Source organism: Nocardia sp. KT25-26, from assembly GCF_056627695.1.
Window position 1 is genome coordinate 2,026,661 of record NZ_CM152813.1, and the last position, 16,522, is coordinate 2,043,182.

Consider the following 16,522-nt stretch of genomic DNA (forward strand, 5'->3'; position numbering starts at 1 on the left):
ATGTCTCCGGGAGCGGGATCCGAGCCCCCGCACCGGCCGCACCGAGGCACGCGCGACCTTTCCGACCTGTCCGCCGCCGACCGGCGGCTGATCGTCGAGTGGCAGCGGGAGCAACGAGGGTTGCCGCCGCTCGGCCCCCTGGGCGGGGTCCCGGACCCCGCCCCCGCACGCGACCGGCCGCGGGGCGGTGGCGCCGGGGGAGCGCTGCTGGTGGCCGGGACGACCTCGGATGCGGGCAAGAGCGTCCTGGTCGCCGGAATCTGCCGGATGCTGGCCCGCCGGGGTGTCCGGGTGGCGCCGTTCAAGGCGCAGAACATGTCGAACAATTCCGTGGTCACCCTGGACGGCGGCGAGATCGGGCGGGCCCAGGCGCTGCAGGCGCGCGCCTGCGGGCTCGAACCCAGCGTGCGGTTCAACCCGGTGCTGCTCAAACCCGGCAGCGATCGCCGTTCCCAGCTGGTGGTGCGCGGGCAGGTCCGCGGCGAGGTCGGCGCGGGCGACTATGTCACGCACCGGGATCGGCTGCGGCAGCTGGTGGCGGCCGAACTGGCCGCGCTGCGCGCCGAATTCGATGTGGTGATCTGCGAGGGCGCCGGCTCGCCCGCGGAGATCAACCTACGGTCCACCGATCTCGCGAACATGGGCCTGGCCCGGGCCGCGAACCTGCCGGTTCTGGTCGTCGGGGATATCGACCGGGGCGGGGTGCTGGCCCATCTGTTCGGCACCCTGGCCGTCCTGGAACCCGAGGACCAGCGGCTGATCGCCGGATTCGTGGTGAACAAATTCCGCGGCGACCCCGGGCTGCTGCAACCCGGCCTGGTCCGGCTCGCCGAGTCGACCGGGCGGCCCACCCTCGGTGTCGTGCCGTTCACCGAGGAGCTGTGGCTGGACGCGGAGGATTCCCTGGGCACGGTCGCGGACACCCCGGTGGGTCGTCCGACCGCACCGTACGGGCGGGAGCGACTGCGGGTCGCCGCGATCCGGCTGCCGCGCATCTCCAACTCGACCGATGTCGAAGCGCTGGCCTGTGAACCCGGGGTGGCGGTGCGCTGGGCCGCCGATCCGGCCGGGATCGAGGATGCCGATCTGGTGGTGCTGCCCGGCAGCAAGGCCACCGTCGCCGACCTGTTGTGGTTGCACGAGACCGGACTGGCTGCCGCAGTGCAGGCCCGGGCCGCGGCCGGCCGGCCGATCCTGGCCGTCTGCGGTGGCTATCAGATGCTCGGTGAAAAGATCACCGACACCGTCGAATCCGGCACCGGCAGGCTTCCGGGGCTCGGATTGCTGGATCTGGACGTCGAATTCGCCGACGCCAAGATCGCCCGGCGGGTGACCGGCGGGCACGGCGGATATCGCCTGTCCGGGTACGAGATCCACCACGGCCGGGTCCGGCGCAGCGGTGATCCCGCCTGGCTCGACATCGAAGGTGTTCCGGAAGGTAGTGTCCGCGAAGGGATCTGGGGAACCCACGTACACGGGTTGCTGGAGTCGGACGATTTCCGCCGGGCCTGGCTCACCGAGGTCGCCGACCGGGCCGGGCGCACCGGTTTCACCGTCGCCCCGGATACCTCGGTCGCCGACGTCCGGGAGGCCCAGCTGGATCTACTGGCCGATCTCGTCGAACGCCACCTCGATATCGCGATGGTGGAGAAGCTGATCGCCTGGGGGGCGCCGGTCGACCTGCCGGTCCTGTCGACGTGGAAGGGACCGGCACTCTGACCCCTCGGCCCACGGCGTGAGCGGCCTCACCGTCCAGGGTCGGGCGACCTCACCCGCACCGCCGGGTGGGGTGTCCCACACGGCGCACCCGCGGCGAACCGACCCGGTACCGTGGGGCGCCATGGAAGCTCGGCAGATCACTGTGGGGGATCGGACCCGGACCGTACGGGTCGACGGCCCGGACTCGCGGCACACCGTGCTGCTGCTGCCGGACCTCGGCGACCCGGCCGACGTGTTCGACGCCGTATGTGCCCGGCTGCACACCTCCGACCTGCGGACCGTGGTACCGGAGACCATCGACGGCCTGACCCCGGCCGGTGTCGGTGAACTGCTCGACCGGGTCGGGGTGCCCTATGCCAACGTCGCCGGTCGCGGCGCCGGGGCGACCCTGGCGTGGCAGGCCTGCGCCGGTCCGTTCGGCCGCTACACCAGCCTGGTCGTCGCCGATCGTGGCCATCCGGCGGCACCGGATGCCGAGGGCACGGTGCTCGATCCGGACTGCCCGGCCATGCAGTTGCCGGTGACCCTGCTGACCGGGAAATCCGTACCGCCCGAGGTGGCCGACGGCAGCCGGCCACTGGTCTACGGCGAATTCCGGGTGGTCGGCCTGGAGGTGGCCGATATCGCCGCCGAGGCGGCGCCGGAGATGGCTTCGGAGATCGTGCTACGCACCAGCCTCTGGTAGCCGGTCCAGCCACGCATCGGTCTCGGCGAACACCTGCGCGCGGACCGGTGCGGTGGACAGGAACAGGTCGTGGCGCGCGCCCTCGATCGGCACGATCTCGGTGCGCTCGCCCAGGCAGCCGCCCCAGCGCTGGATGTGCCGCACATCGACCACCGCGTCGGCGCTGTCCACGGCCGGGCTGTACTCCCGCGCGAAACGGCTCCGCGCCGAACGCAACACCAGCGCCGGCACCCCGATCGACAGACCCCGGTGCAGCTGGGCCTGTCCGCGTCGGATCGCCCGGAGCCAGCCCAGCCGCAGCGGGAACCCGCCCAGCGGCTTCCACTCCAGGTCGTACTCCCATTCGCCGGACCGGCTGATGTGGATGCTGTCGCCGTAGGAGGTGAGTTCGTTGCCGGGCAGCGCCGTGAAACGGCGGAACCGGCCGACCACGTCCAGGATCGGGGTGAGCACCGAGCGGTAGTAGGCGGGGCCCTGCAGGTCCAGCCACGGCCCGTTGAGGATCACCCCGGCCACACCGTCGCTGCCGCGGCGATCCAGCCACAGCGAAACGACCAGCCCGCCGGTGGAATGGGCGAGGAACAGCACATCGCGGCCGGTTTCGGCACGCACGATGCGCAGTGCCTCGTCCAGGTCGGCATCGTAGAGCGCCAGATCGGTGACGAAGTGGGCACTCTGCCCGGGCCGCCGGGAGCGGCCGCATTTGCGCAGATCGAGCGCGTAGAACGCCTGCCCCCGCGCCGCGAAGTGCTCGGCGACGTGGCGCTGGAAGAAGTAGTCGGTGAAGCCGTGTACCCAGATCACCGGACGGCCGGTGGCCGGTGGGCCGTCGGGCGGGGTGTAGCGGACCAGCGTGGCGACGACCTCGCCCTCACCGTCCGGATCGGGCCCCAGAGGCAGGGTGCGCTGTTCGTATCCGGCGCCCAGGACGTCGGGCCGCCATTCGGTGTCGGTGCCGGCGGTCGTGGTGGTGTCTTCGGTCACGGTGGTCAATCTATCCTGCTGGTGGGCGGTCCCGCAGGAGTGCGGGTTCGTCTCCGCCGCCGAACTCGGCCGATGGTTTTTTGTCACATTCGGCAGGTTGGTTGCCGCCCCGGTGCTACCCGAGGTGCACAATTGGCGTTAGGTGAACGACGGGTAACCTACATCCGCCGTGTCACGACGGCGCCGCGCCAGGCGTCGTCACACAACCGACAAGCGCCCGCGCCCAGGCGGTGCACCGGATGGTGGACCGCGCAGAAGGACAAGGAAGTCGATCAACCCGTGTCGAACGCTGCCCAGACCGAAAAGACCGATGTAGTACTCATCGGTGCAGGCATCATGAGCGCAACCCTCGGCGCGCTGCTGCGGCAGCTGCAGCCGGAGTGGTCGATCGCGATGTTCGAACGTCTCGATGCCGCCGCCGCGGAGAGCAGCGATCCGTGGAACAACGCCGGCACCGGCCATTCGGCGCTGTGCGAGCTGAACTACAGCCCGCAGAACGCCGACGGTTCCGTCGACGTCACCAAGGCGATCGACATCAACGAGCGGTTTCAGGTGTCCCGGCAGTTCTGGGCCCACGCGGTGGACACCGGCGTGCTCGGCGATCCGTCGCGCTTCATCAACCCGATCCCGCATGTCAGCTTCGTGCACGGGGCCGACAATGCCGAGTACCTGCGCAAGCGGTACGAGGCCCTGGCACCGCATCCGCTGTTCCGCGGGATGGAGTACATCGACGATCCCGCGGTGTTCGCCGAGCGGCTGCCGCTGATGGCCAAGGGTCGGGACTTCGCCGACCCGATCGCGCTGAACTGGACCGACGGCGGCACCGATATCGATTTCGGTGCGCTCACCCGGCAGCTGCTGGCGCATATCGGCGCGACCGGTGGTGAGATCGCCTTCGGGCACGAGGTGCGGGACCTGGACAAGCAGTCCGACGGCAGCTGGAAGGTGACCGTCCGCAACCTGCGCACCCGCCGGGACCGCACCATCGTCGCGAAGTTCGTCTTCGTCGGCGCCGGTGGTGGCGCGCTGCCGCTGCTGCAGAAGTCCGGCATCTCCGAGGCCAAGGGTTTCGGCGGGTTCCCGGTCAGTGGCCAGTTCCTGCGCTGCACCAACCCGGAACTGATCGCACAGCACGAGGCCAAGGTCTACGGCAAGGCCGCCGTCGGTGCCCCGCCGATGTCGGTACCGCATCTGGACACCCGGGTCATCGGCGGTGAGGCGGGCCTGCTGTTCGGCCCCTATGCGGGCTGGACCCCCAAGTTCCTCAAGGACGGCTCGAATGCCGACCTGTTCAAGTCGATCAAGCCGAACAACATCGGCTCGCTGGTCGGGGTCGGCCTGACCGAGATGGGGCTGACCAAGTACCTGGTCTCCGAACTGCTGAAGTCGCAGACCGGCAAGGTGCAGACGCTCGAGGAGTTCATGCCGCGCGCCGAGGGACGCGACTGGGAGCTCATCACGGCCGGTCAGCGCGTGCAGGTGATCCGGAAGAAGGGCGTCGGCGGGGTGCTCGAGTTCGGCACCGCGGTGATCTCCGCCGGTGACGGCAGCATCGCCGGCCTGCTCGGGGCCTCCCCGGGTGCCTCCACCTGTGTCACCGCGATGCTGGATGTGCTGCAGCGTTGCTTCCCGCGCGAGTACCAGGACTGGACGCCGAAACTGCGCGAGATGATCCCGTCGCTCGGGGTGAAGCTGTCCGAGGACCAGGGGCTGTTCCAGGAGGTGTGGGACTGGACGAACAAGTCGCTGAACCTCACCACCGGTGGCGGCACTGCGGAACGTGTCGGGGTCGCGAGTCTCGCCGAGGTGTGATAGCAAGACGCGATGATGTCAACGGTCGCACTCAAACGGTCGTGGGCGGCGGATCTCGACACCGCCACCCTCTACCAGCTGTTGCAGCTTCGCGTCGAAGTATTCGTGGTCGAGCAGGGATGTGCCTACCCGGAGTTGGACGGACTGGACCTGCTGCCGGAGACCCGGCACATCTGGCTCGACGACGAGGGTGAGGTCATCGCCACGCTGCGGCTGCTCGAAGAGCATCACGACGGTGTGAAGAGCTTCCGGCTGGGCCGGTTGTGTACCGCGAAACCGGCCCGCGGTCACGGCTACACCACCCGGCTGCTGCAGGCGGCGCTCGCCGAGACCGGCCCGGCGACGGTGCGGCTCGCTGCCCAGACCTATCTGGTCGACCTGTACGCGAAACACGGCTTCGAGCCGGACGGTGCGGAGTTCGTCGAGGACGGAATCCCGCACATCCCGATGAAGCGAGGGTGATCCGGGCCGCGTGCGGCAGCCGGTCCGGGCGACTCTAGAGTTGGGGTCGTGCCTGATGTCCGAACCGTCCACGAATCCACCGCATCGTCCGAGTCGAGCGTCCGGGCACCACTCGAGGCCGGTTTCCCGTTCTCGGCCGTTGTCGGACAGGAACAGCTGCAGCTGGCGCTGATCCTGTCCGCGGTGCATCCGGGTATCGGCGGGGTGCTGGTGCGCGGCGAGAAGGGCACCGCGAAGTCGACCGTGGTGCGGGCCCTGGCTCAGCTGCTGCCGCCGATCATCGACGAATCCGGCTCGCGGCCGGCCCGGCTGGTGGAGTTGCCGGTCGGTGCCACCGAGGACCGGGTCGTCGGTTCACTGGATCTGGAGCGGGTGCTCCAGGACGGGCAGCAGGCCTTCCGGCCCGGGCTGCTCGCCGCGGCGCACCACGGCGTGCTCTACGTCGACGAGGTCAACCTGTTGCACGACCACCTCGTCGACGTGCTGCTGGACGCGGCCGCCATGGGCCGGGTGCACGTGGAACGCGACGGGGTGTCGCACGCCTACCCGGCGCGCTTCGTGCTGGTCGGCACCATGAACCCGGAAGAGGGCGAGCTGCGTCCGCAGCTGCTGGACCGGTTCGGCCTGACCGTCGATGTGGCCGCCTCCCGGGAGGTGGATGTGCGGATGGCGGTGGTGCGGCGCCGGCTGGACTACGAAGCCGACCCCGCGGGGTTCGCGGCCGCGTACCACGAGGCCGACCAGGAGGTGGCGCAGCGGATCCGCGCGGCCCGGGATCGCCTCGGCGAGATTGCCCTCGACGACGTCGAGCTGCGCCGGATCGCCGCCCTGTGCGCAGCATTCGATGTCGACGGCATGCGTGCGGACCTGGTGGTGGCCCGCACCGCCGCGGCCCACGCCGCCTGGCGCGGCGCCCCGGCCGTCACCGCGGCCGATGTCCGGGTGGCGGCCGAACTCGCCCTGCCGCACCGGCGCCGCCGCGATCCGTTCGACGAGCCGGGCATCAGCGAAGAGCAACTCGACGAGGCCATGGAGTCCGCCGCCGCGGAGGCCGACCGGGACATCGAGCCCGATGATCCGGCGCCGGCGGACCCGCCACCTGCCGATTCGGATGCCGAAACCGATTCCGCCGCCGAGGCGCCTGCTGCCGGACCCGACGACGGCTCTGCTGCCGCCCCCGATCCCGGTGGCCCCGAAGGCCCGGACGACGGTGGTCCGGACGGTCCCGACGGCGGTGGTTCCGGCGGACCGGGTGGTGCGCCGCCCGGCCCCGGCCGAGTGCCGCCGGTTCAGGCGTCGACGGCTCGGGCGCCGCGCTGGGAGGTGCCCGGCGTCGGCGAGGGTGCGCCGGGGCGCCGCTCCCGGGCCCGCACCCGGACCGGGCGGGTGGTGCGTCCCGACGGTGACCCGGCCGCCGGGCTGCATCTGCTCGGAACCGTCTTCGCCGCGGCGCCGCAGCAGCACGCCCGCGGCCGGCGCAGCGGTCCGCTCGCCCTGTTGCCCGGCGATCTGCGCGGCGCGTACCGGGAGGGCCGGGAGGGCAACCTGATCGTGTTCGTGGTCGATGCCTCCGGTTCGATGGCCGCCCGGGACCGGCTCACCGCGGTGACCGGTGCGGTGGTGGCGCTGCTGCGCGATGCCTATCAGCGCCGGGACAAGGTCGCGGTGATCAGCGTCCGCGGCCGGGACGCCGAACTGGTGCTGCCACCGACGTCCTCGGTCGACATCGCGGTGCGTCGGCTGGCCGACCTGCGTACCGGCGGCAAGACGCCGCTGGCCGCCGGCCTGGTGAAAGCCCGGGAGGTGGTACATCGGGAGCGCGTCCGGGATCCGCGGCGCCGCCCGATGCTGGTGCTGCTCACCGACGGTCGCGCCACCGGCGGAACCGATCCGCTGCCGCGGGCCCGCACCGCCGCCCGCCGGTTCGCCGCGGAGGGACACACCGCCATGGTGATCGACTGCGAACGCGGCATGGTCCGGCTGGGGTTGGCCGCCGAGCTGGCCCGGGAGCTGCGGGCCGGATGCCTGCGGCTGGCCGAACTCACCGGTGAGGCGGTTGCCGATGCGGTCCTCGGCAACACCGGTACCCGCCCGGCACCCCGAGCCGCCTGACCCGTCGCCCACCATCTGCAAACCCGTGCCCGCCGGATCTACCGGAGCGGCCCCGCCCGAAAGGAATTCCGATGCCCAAGGGTGTCCCTGTCACCGTGCCCGACGACGGCCTCACCACCCGGCAGCGCCGCAACCAGCCGGTGCTGGCCGTGCACACCGGCCCCGGAAAGGGCAAGTCCACGGCGGCTTTCGGGATGGCGCTGCGTGCCTGGAACCAGGGCTTCGATGTCGCCGTGTTCCAGTTCGTGAAGAGCGCCAAGTGGAAGGTGGGTGAGGAGGCGGCCTTCCGCGCACTCGGGGCCCGGCACGAACAGGACGGCACCGGTGGCGCGGTCGAATGGCACAAGATGGGGGAGGGCTGGTCCTGGGCCCGGAAACAGGGCACCGAAGAGGACCATGCCGCGGCGGCGCTGGCCGGTTGGCAGGAGATCGCCCGCCGGCTCGCCGCCGAGACCCACCGGTTCTACGTCCTCGACGAGTTCACCTACCCGCTCAAATGGGGCTGGGTGGATGTCGACGAGGTGGTCGCCACCCTCACCGCCCGCCCCGGGAACCAGCATGTGGTGATCACCGGCCGGGACGCCCCGGCCGCCCTGATCGAAGCAGCCGACCTGGTCACCGAGATGACCAAGGTGAAACATCCGATGGATGCCGGGCGCAAGGGCCAGCGCGGTATCGAGTGGTGAGTATTCCGGCGGTGGTGATCGCCGCTCCGGCTTCCGGCAGCGGTAAGACGACCCTGGCGACCGGCTTGATCGGGGCGCTGCGCCGGGCCGGGCACCGGGTCGCGCCGTACAAGGTCGGCCCGGACTACATCGACCCCGGCTATCACGGCCTGGCCGCCGGCCGGCCGGGCCGCAATCTCGATTCCGTACTCGTCGGCGCGGACCGGGTGCGGCCGCTGTTCGGGCACGGCGCCCGGGGCTGCGATATCGCGGTCGTCGAGGGGGTGATGGGCCTGTTCGACGGGCGCATCGACGAGCAGCGCACCGACCCGGTCGCCGAGGGGTCCACCGCGCAGATCGCGACTCTGCTCGGCGCGCCCGTCGTCCTGGTGGTCGATGCCCGTGGACACAGCCAGAGCCTGGCGGCGGTGCTACACGGCTTCGCGACATTCGACGCCGGTGTCCGGCTGGGCGGGGTGATCCTGAACCGGGTGGGCAGTCCCCGGCACGAGCAGGTGCTGCGCGCGGCCTGCGACCGGGTCGGCCTGCCGGTACTGGGAGCGCTGCCCCGGATGGCGGATTCCGCGGTGCCCTCCCGCCACCTCGGGCTGATCCCGGCGGCGGAGCACGGCTCGGCCGCGACCGCCGCCGTCGATGCGATGACCGAATTGGTGGCCGCCCATGTGGATCTGCGGGCGTTCGTCGCCCTCGCCGAGCAGTTCCACCGGCCGGCGGCCCCGCCGGGAACGCCGAGCTGGGATCCCGCCGCGGAGATCGCCGCAACCGCCGAACCGGGCGTCCCGGCCGGGCCCGGCCCGGTCGTGGCGATGGCCGGTGGTCCGGCCTTCACCTTCGGCTACACCGAGCATCGGGAGCTGTTGCAGGCCGCCGGGGCACGGGTGGCGGTTTTCGATCCGCTGCACGATCCGCTGCCCCAGGACACCGCGGGCCTGGTGCTGCCCGGTGGTTTTCCGGAAGAACATGCCGGTGAGCTGTCGGAGAACACGGCCCTGCGCACCGCGGTGGCGGCGGCCGCCGCAGGTGGTCTGCCCGTGCATGCCGAATGCGCCGGGCTGCTGTATCTGACCCGGCGCCTGGACGGGCATCCGATGGCCGGTGTGCTGCCCGCCGACGCCGAATTCGGCCCACGCCTGACCCTCGGCTATCGCGATGCGGTGGCGCTCGCGGATTCGGCGCTGTGGCGGGCCGGGGAGCGGGTCCGCGGCCACGAGTTCCACCGCACCCGGCTGGTCCGGGCCGACGGACTAGTCCCGGCCTGGGGCCGCCGGTCTGCGGAACCGGCCCGGGAGGGCGCACTCGTGCACCGGGTACACGCCTCCTACCTGCACACCCACCCCGCCGGGAATCCGGCGGCCGTGGCGCGATTCGTGCGGGCGGCCGCGGAATTCGCCGCAGCCGGACGGTCCCGGGGCGCCGCGGGCGATCCGGCGGGGGTATGAGCGACCGAGTGATCGTCGGAGTCGGAACCCGGCCCGGCACCCCGGCGGACCGGATCGTGGCCGCAGTCCGGGCCGTGGCCGGTGACGACCCGATCGCCGGTCTGGCCACGTTGGACCGCCGGGCCATCGATCCGGGACTGCGGTCGGCGGCGGCCACGCTCGCGGTGCCGTTGCTCGGCTTCTCGGCCACCGAGCTCGCCGAGGTGCCCACCGCGTACCCGAGCCGCCGGGTGGCGGCCGCCGTCGGTACGCCCAGCGTGGCCGAGGCCGCGGCGCGGCGGGCCGCCGGCGGCCCGCTGACCAGGGACAAGTGCGTCATCGGCGGGGTGGTCGTGGCCGTGGCGCGCTGCTGCCCGGCCGAATGACGGTCCGCGGCGCCCGGTTTCACTGCATCGCAGCGAGCATTTCGGGGCCCGTGTGGTAGAAAAATGCCGTGTTGTTGTGGTCGTCATCGGGTCGGTTCCTGTATAAGCATCGCCACGGGGCCGTCCGGTGGTGAACCGAATGGACGCGCCGGTGGCGCCCGTGCCGAACGCCCCGGCCGCGCCGAACGGAACGAACTCCTACCGCCGAGATCTGGACGGGCTGCGCGGCATCGCGATCGCCCTCGTCGTGGTCTTCCACATCTGGTGGGGCCGGGTATCCGGTGGCGTCGACATCTTCCTGGTGCTCTCCGGGTTCTTCTTCACCGGCTCACTGCTGCGGCGGGCGGAGGCGACCGGCGCGGTGCGGCCGGGCTACACCTTCCGGCGCACCGCCCGCCGGCTGCTGCCCGCGCTGGTGGTCGTGCTCGGTGCCGTGGTCGTCGCGACCGTGCTCACCCGGCCGTTCACCCAGTGGTCGGATCTGTTCGCCCAGACCCTGGCATCGCTGTTCTACTACCAGAACTGGCAGCTGGCCACCTCGGCCGCCGACTACTTGGCCGCCGACCCGTCGGTGAGCCCGTTGCAGCATCTGTGGTCGATGTCGGTGCAGGGGCAGTACTACGTCGTCGCGGTCCTGCTCGTCGGCAGCATTGCCTGGCTGTGCCGCGGGTTCCGCCGTTCGGGGGCCCTGCGTCCGGTGCTCGCGGTCGTGTTCACCGCGTTGGCCGCGGCGTCGTTCGCCTACGCCGCGCACGGCGTGGGCACCCAGCAGAGCTGGAACTACTACGACAGCTTCGCGCGGGCCTGGGAGCTGCTGGCGGGTGCCCTGCTCGGCATGGTCACCTGGGGGGCGCTGCCCCGCCTGGTGCGGGCCGGCCTGGCGATCTTCGGACTGGCGGTGGTGGTGGCCGGCGGATGGCTGGTCGACGGCGCCGCGCAGTTCCCCGGGCCGGTCGCCCTGCTGCCGGTGGGTGCGGCCGCCGCGATCATCCTGGCCGGGCAGGGGTTGCCCGGTGCCGCCCGCCCGGCCGTCAACCGCTGGCTGGCGTCACCGCCGCTGGTACGGCTCGGCGACCTCGGTTATGCGCTGTACCTGTGGCATTGGCCGCTGCTGATCTTCTATCTGGGCGAGCGTGGCATCGATACGGCCGGGCTACTCGACGGCGCCGCGGTCATCGCCGCCTCGCTGGTTCTGGCCTATCTGACGCATCGGCTGGTGGAGGAGCCGCTGCGGCTGCGGTCGGCGGCCCGGCCCGCCTCCGGGCGAGGCCGCTTCACCGGGACACGGGCCTACCGGCGCACGGCGGGCGTGCTGGTCGCGGTGGTGACCGTCGCCGTCGCCGGGACCGCGACGTCCTGGCAGCTGGGTACCGCGCAGGCCCGGCAGGGGCCGGTGCAGCCACTCGAGGTCGATCGGTATCCCGGTGCCGAGGCGCTGGTCTCCGGCGCGCCCGTGCCGGCGGCCCCGATGCGGCCGTCCCTGCTGGAGGCCGCGAAGGAACTGCCACCGCCGACTGTCGACGGGTGTATCGCGGACTGGAACACCCGGGAGGTAGTCACCTGCGTCTACGGTGATCCCGATGCCGAACGCACGCTCGCGGTGGTGGGAAGTTCACACGCCGAGCACTGGGTGCCCGCGCTGCAGGTACTGGCCGAAGAGTATCCGTTCCGGATCCTGGTGGTGCTGAAGATGGGCTGCCCGCTCACCTTGCCCAGCGAGCCGCGGGACCCCGCCACCGAAACCGACTGCCAGGGCTGGGCTCGCGACGCCATCGAATACATCGGGCAGGAGCAGCCGGACTGGGTGTTCACCATCGGCACCCGTCCGACCCCCACCGGCGGCGACTACACCCCGCAGGATTTCGTCAATGTCTGGGCGGCGCTGTCCGATTACGGCTTGAACGTGGCACTGCTGCGGGACACGCCGTGGCTGCGCGACGAGGAAGGCGAATGGTACGAGGGTGTCGACTGCCTGGCGGCGGGGGGCGGACCGGTCAGTTGCGGTATCCCGCGTAGTCACGCATTCAGCCCGGTCAACCCGGCATTGGAACCGGCCGCCGGGTACCCGAACGTGCATCCGATCGAGCTGTCCGATGCCCTGTGCCGGCCCCGGGTGTGCGCGGTGGTGGAGGGCAATGTGCTCGTCTACCACGATGCGCACCATCTGAGCCGCAGCTATTCGCGCACCCTGGCCGGTGCGCTGGGTGGCGAGCTGGGGCCGCTCACCGGCTGGTGGTGACCGGCCGGGCCGAGACCCGGCCGGTCCCGGCTCAGGGAGCCACCGAGCTCCAGTCGGCGAATCCGGTCGGGTCGTGCCGGCCCAGCGAGGCGTGTTCGAACAGGCCCCAGCCCTCGTCGTCGCCACAGCGTGCGGACGCCACGTGATCGGTGACCCCGTAGGGCGCCCGGCCCGCCACCGCGGGGTCGGTGAGGTCGTAGCTGCTCGACAACGACCATGCCGGGCCCATCCAGCGGCCGTGCGACCAATCCGGGTCCGGGCTGTACCCGCAGCCGACGTGCAGCGGGATCCCGGTCCGCGTCTGCACGGTGATCTCCAGCGGCTTGCCGTCCGGTGTGGTGCATGCGATCCGGGCGCCCAGTGGATGCCGGGTGCCGCTGCGATAGCTGAACTCGATCCGGGGCCAGCCGAGCTGTTCCTTGCGGCCGTCGTGCCAGATGCGGACCGCGTTGTTCAGTGTCCGGGTGCCGTCGGGCTCCTCCTGCACGATCAGCACGATCGCGTAGTCGTCGAACCGCAGCGGTACGTACAGCCACCAGAATCCACCGGACGGTTCGCTCGCCGCGCGCCCGGCCGGTTCGGCCTCGCCGACCGGGCGGATTCCCCAGGACCGGTCCCGGGTCCCGGCCCAGTGTTCCGGGTCGACCGGGATATCGCGGCCGTCGACCTGCAGGGTGCCCGCCCAGGAACCGACCTGGGCGAACCGGGAGGCCTCGATGATCGGCCGGCCGCCGGTCAGGATCAGGTGCGGCTGTTCCTGCACCGCCGGGTGTGCGCCGGTCCAGGTGAGATCGGCCGACAGGTCGTCGTGCTCGATCACCACCCGCAGCTGCTGCAACGGCTCGAGTACTTCGAGCCGGTAGCCGCCGACCTGCTGCCGGTCCAGGCCGCGGTCGCCGAGCGCATCGGAGAACCGCACCGAACGGAGGGTGTCGCCGGTACGGACGGCTGCGAATCCGTCGATCACCCCGAGGTTCGGGTAGACACCGAACCCGGAGATCAGCATCGTGTCCCCGGTGCGATCGAAACCGTTGAAGTAGTAGCGGTCGTAGAAGTTGCGGTCGCTGGTGACCACCCGGGCCATCGACAGCGGGGTCTGGTGGATCGGGTACTCGTCCAGCGGTACGGGCATCGTGCTGTTCATCTCAGTCCCATCGGTAGGTTCCGTCGAGCAGCTTCTCCAGGCTCGTCCGGTGCATCACGTAGTCGTCCCGTTCCGCGGGCTCGGTGTCCTCGCCGAAGTGGATCATCCGGCGCTTGATCCGGGCCATCACGATGGCATGCCGCAGGGCCGCGTAGACGATGTAGAAATCCAGGTCGCGCGGTTCGTGCCCGGTCAGCTCCCGGTACTTCGCGATCACCGCATCCCGGCGCAGGAAGTCCGGCAGCCCGGGCTGGTCGAACCGGGTGGCCAGATCCTGGAAGAAGCGGTGGATGAAGATCAGCCAGCCCAGATCCAGCTCTCGGGGGCCGAGCGTGGCCATCTCCCAGTCCAGTACGGCCGCCGGGGTGAACTCGTCGAAGATGATGTTGCCCGGGCGGGCGTCACCCCAGTTGAGCACCTCCGGCCGCGGATCGGCCGGCCAGTGCTGTTCGAGCCAGTCGAAACTGCGCTCGATCAACGGGATGTCGAGGCCGTCGTCGGCCAGAGCCCAGCGGTACCAGGACCGCTGCGCCTCGAAATGCCGGCGCAGCGCGCTGCCGGCGCCGTCGAGCTGCGGAAAACGGGCCGCCGGGGTGTCGATGGCATGGACCCGGGCGATCACGTCGACCGTCGCGTCGGCGACCCGGGCGCGTTCGGCCACGGTGGCGTCGAACAACCAGCCGAAGAACACGTACGGCGGATTGTCGGCCGGTACCCGGCCGTCCACCCGGTCCATCACGAAGAACGGGGCGCCCAGCGCCGCGGGATCGGCCTCCAGCCAGCGCAGCCGGGGGACCGCCACGTCGGTTGCTTCGGCAACCCCCGCCATCACCGCGTACTGCAGGGGCAGGTCGTAGTCCCGGAAGACCGGGAACGAGGCGTCCTCGGGGGCCATCCGCATCACGAACTCGTTGCGCTGCGCCATACCGCCGGCGGTCCATTCGGCCTCGAACAGGACGGTGGTGCTCGACATGCCGCCGGACGCGGGTGTGCTCAGGTTCGAGATCCGCGGCTCCGAGTCGGCCTCCAGCCGGTCCCGCAACCAGGTCGCGAGCTGCCGGGCGAGCGCATCGTGATCGCGTTCGCTGACGGTCAGCGACTGCTGCTCGGTCGGATCGGGGTCGGCGTCGGTCATCTGGTGGTCCTTCGGCTGTGGGAAACGCAATTGCTGTTTCGTCCACCAGGTACCGGACCCGTCGGCTGCCCGGTGAACAACCCTCGCTCATCGGGATTCAGGGTTGACACCGGCCGTTATCGGGGCTTGTCCGATGCGGGGCATCGGATCATCCGATTAGCTTCGCGGGCACGGGATTCGGTGCGGGAACGGGTGCGGCGGGTCACTGATCACGCCGATGGGCTCGTGTCGTGACATCGGACACGCGCACCGGGGGGAGATTCGATAAATGCCCTGTTGGGCAGCAGAATAGGTGATAGCCTGCCCAAGGTATTGGGGGCTGATTCCGGCATGCGGACCGGCGTTCTGTCGGCTAGGTTCACGAACGAATCTGTTCGGTGGACTAGTGGGGCGGTCGTGTCTATTTCGTTGGAGAGCTACGCAGCCGAGTCGGCGGCGGTCGAGGAAGAGCCGCGGCCCAACTGGTCCCCGCCGACGCTGTACGGGTTTCGTTTCCTGACCATCTATCTGGTGCTGTACTGCCTCACCACCGCACAGGTCCTGTTCTCGGTCGCCGGTCCGTTGAAGCAGTTGCTGCCGTCGTCGGTGAACACATGGCAGCTGGATGCGGTGGCTCCGGTAACGGGCTGGGTCGGTGAGCATGTCTTCGGCATCGACACCGGCTATCAACAGACCGCCAGTGGGGACCAGGCAGTGCACTGGGTGCTCCTGTTCTGCCTGCTGGTGGCTGCGGCGGTGTCGGCGGCGATCTGGACGCTGTGTGCCCGACGGCGGGCCTACCCTCGGGCAGCCGCATGGCTGATCACCGGCACCCGGATCGTGCTGGGCGGACAGATGTTGCTCTACGGATGGGTGAAGCTCATCCCGAACCAGATGGGCGAACCGGCATTGGTCACGCTGCTGCAGCCTCTCGGCGAGCGCAGCCCGATGAGCCTGCTGTGGAACCAGGTAGGTGCGTCGCCGACATACGAGATGCTGCTCGGTGCAGCAGAGGTACTCGCGGGCTTGCTGTTGTTCGCGCCCCGGACTGCGCTCCTCGGCGGGATGTTGAGCCTGATCAGCATGGCGCAGGTCTTCGTGCTGAATATGACCTACGACGTACCGGTGAAGATCGGCTCGTTCCATCTGTTGATGTTGTCACTGGTCGTGCTGTCCCCACATGCGCGCCGGTTGATCGACCTGCTGGTGCTCGACCGGCCCGTCGCCGCGCACGAGCCGATGCCGCTGTTCGACTCGCCCAGGTCGAACCGGACCGCAGTACTGATCCAGCTCGTCCTGGGGCTCTGGTTGGCAACCGGCTATGCCGTGGATTCCTGGATCACGTGGCAGAACTCCGCAGCCCGATCCCCGCAGCCTGCGCTGTACGGAATCTGGCATGTCGAACACTTCGAACTCGACGGCCGTCCCCTGCCTCCGCTGACCACCGACGACGAGCGCTGGCAACGCCTGGTCGTCGACAAGCGAATCACCTCGGTGCAGGGGATGGATGGCGGTTTCCAACATGCCGCAGCCGAAGTGGACACCGCCGCAGCGCGCCTCGTGCTGACCGGGCCGCTCATCCCGGCGCCGATAGCCGAATTCGACTATCGGCTCCCGGCGCCGGATCGCTTGGAACTGGCCGGAACCTGGCGCGGCGCCCCGGTCCGGATCACCCTGAGGCAGCAGGACCTGAGTGCCTTCCCACTGCGGGGCGATCGGTTCCACTGGGTGCAGCAGGCTCCGGCGCTGCCCTGACCGCCG

General features: G+C 70.6%; 13 protein-coding genes. 10 read left to right on the plus strand and 3 right to left on the minus strand.

The window, feature by feature from the left end; genetic code table 11:
* Positions 1–1,719 (plus strand): cobyric acid synthase, encoded by a 1,719-nt coding sequence (locus tag AC1HFH_RS09215; RefSeq protein ID WP_480247787.1) that lies wholly within the window; start codon positions 1–3, stop codon positions 1,717–1,719.
* Positions 1,720–1,840: 121 nt separating this feature from the next.
* Positions 1,841–2,404: an alpha/beta hydrolase gene (locus AC1HFH_RS09220; protein WP_480247012.1), complete on the plus strand. Its 564-nt coding sequence runs from the start codon at positions 1,841–1,843 to the stop codon at positions 2,402–2,404.
* Here the strand turns inward: AC1HFH_RS09220 and AC1HFH_RS09225 are convergent.
* Complete coding sequence (locus AC1HFH_RS09225) at positions 2,384–3,388, minus strand: alpha/beta hydrolase (RefSeq protein ID WP_480247013.1); 1,005 nt, start codon at positions 3,386–3,388, stop codon at positions 2,384–2,386. The two genes, AC1HFH_RS09220 and AC1HFH_RS09225, sit on opposite strands and share 21 nt — an antisense overlap.
* 336 nt (positions 3,389–3,724) lie before the next feature.
* On the opposite strand from AC1HFH_RS09225, the gene mqo reads away from it, so the two are divergent.
* From mqo to AC1HFH_RS09260, 7 genes are all read left to right on the plus strand, one after another.
* The gene (gene mqo / locus AC1HFH_RS09230; RefSeq protein ID WP_480247014.1) at positions 3,725–5,200 is read left to right on the plus strand and encodes a malate dehydrogenase (quinone); all 1,476 of its coding nucleotides are present in this window, start codon (positions 3,725–3,727) and stop codon (positions 5,198–5,200) included.
* 12 nt (positions 5,201–5,212) lie between these two features.
* On the plus strand, positions 5,213–5,662 hold the full coding sequence (locus AC1HFH_RS09235) for a GNAT family N-acetyltransferase (RefSeq protein WP_480247015.1): 450 nt from the start codon (positions 5,213–5,215) through the stop codon (positions 5,660–5,662).
* Positions 5,663–5,818: 156 nt separating this feature from the next.
* Positions 5,819–7,774: a VWA domain-containing protein gene (locus AC1HFH_RS09240; RefSeq protein WP_480247788.1), complete on the plus strand. Its 1,956-nt coding sequence runs from the start codon at positions 5,819–5,821 to the stop codon at positions 7,772–7,774.
* 71 nt (positions 7,775–7,845) lie between these two features.
* Positions 7,846–8,460 carry a cob(I)yrinic acid a,c-diamide adenosyltransferase gene (cobO, locus tag AC1HFH_RS09245; protein ID WP_480247016.1) on the plus strand — a complete coding sequence of 205 codons (615 nt, stop codon included), beginning with the start codon at positions 7,846–7,848 and terminating at the stop codon, positions 8,458–8,460.
* The gene (locus tag AC1HFH_RS09250; protein ID WP_480247017.1) at positions 8,457–9,899 is read left to right on the plus strand and encodes a cobyrinic acid a,c-diamide synthase CobB; all 1,443 of its coding nucleotides are present in this window, start codon (positions 8,457–8,459) and stop codon (positions 9,897–9,899) included. The genes cobO and AC1HFH_RS09250 overlap by 4 nt, the downstream gene beginning before the upstream one ends.
* A complete protein-coding gene (locus AC1HFH_RS09255) occupies positions 9,896–10,264 on the plus strand; it encodes a cobalamin biosynthesis protein (RefSeq protein WP_480247018.1) in 369 nt (122 codons plus the stop codon). The genes AC1HFH_RS09250 and AC1HFH_RS09255 overlap by 4 nt, the downstream gene beginning before the upstream one ends.
* A gap of 139 nt (positions 10,265–10,403) precedes the next feature.
* A complete protein-coding gene (locus AC1HFH_RS09260) occupies positions 10,404–12,503 on the plus strand; it encodes an acyltransferase family protein (protein WP_480247019.1) in 2,100 nt (699 codons plus the stop codon).
* 31 nt (positions 12,504–12,534) lie between these two features.
* On the opposite strand, the gene AC1HFH_RS09265 is transcribed toward AC1HFH_RS09260, so the two are convergent.
* The gene (locus tag AC1HFH_RS09265) at positions 12,535–13,647 is read right to left on the minus strand and encodes an Rv3169 family protein (protein WP_480247020.1); all 1,113 of its coding nucleotides are present in this window, start codon (positions 13,645–13,647) and stop codon (positions 12,535–12,537) included.
* A 1-nt stretch (position 13,648) separates the two neighbouring features.
* Positions 13,649–14,782, minus strand: a complete 1,134-nt coding sequence (locus AC1HFH_RS09270; protein ID WP_480247021.1) for a phosphotransferase family protein — start codon at positions 14,780–14,782, stop codon at positions 13,649–13,651.
* Positions 14,783–15,112: 330 nt separating this feature from the next.
* On the opposite strand from AC1HFH_RS09270, the gene AC1HFH_RS09275 reads away from it, so the two are divergent.
* Entirely contained in the window at positions 15,113–16,516 is a 1,404-nt protein-coding gene (locus tag AC1HFH_RS09275) for a DoxX family protein (protein ID WP_480247022.1), read from the plus strand.
* Positions 16,517–16,522: the final 6 nt, after the last annotated feature.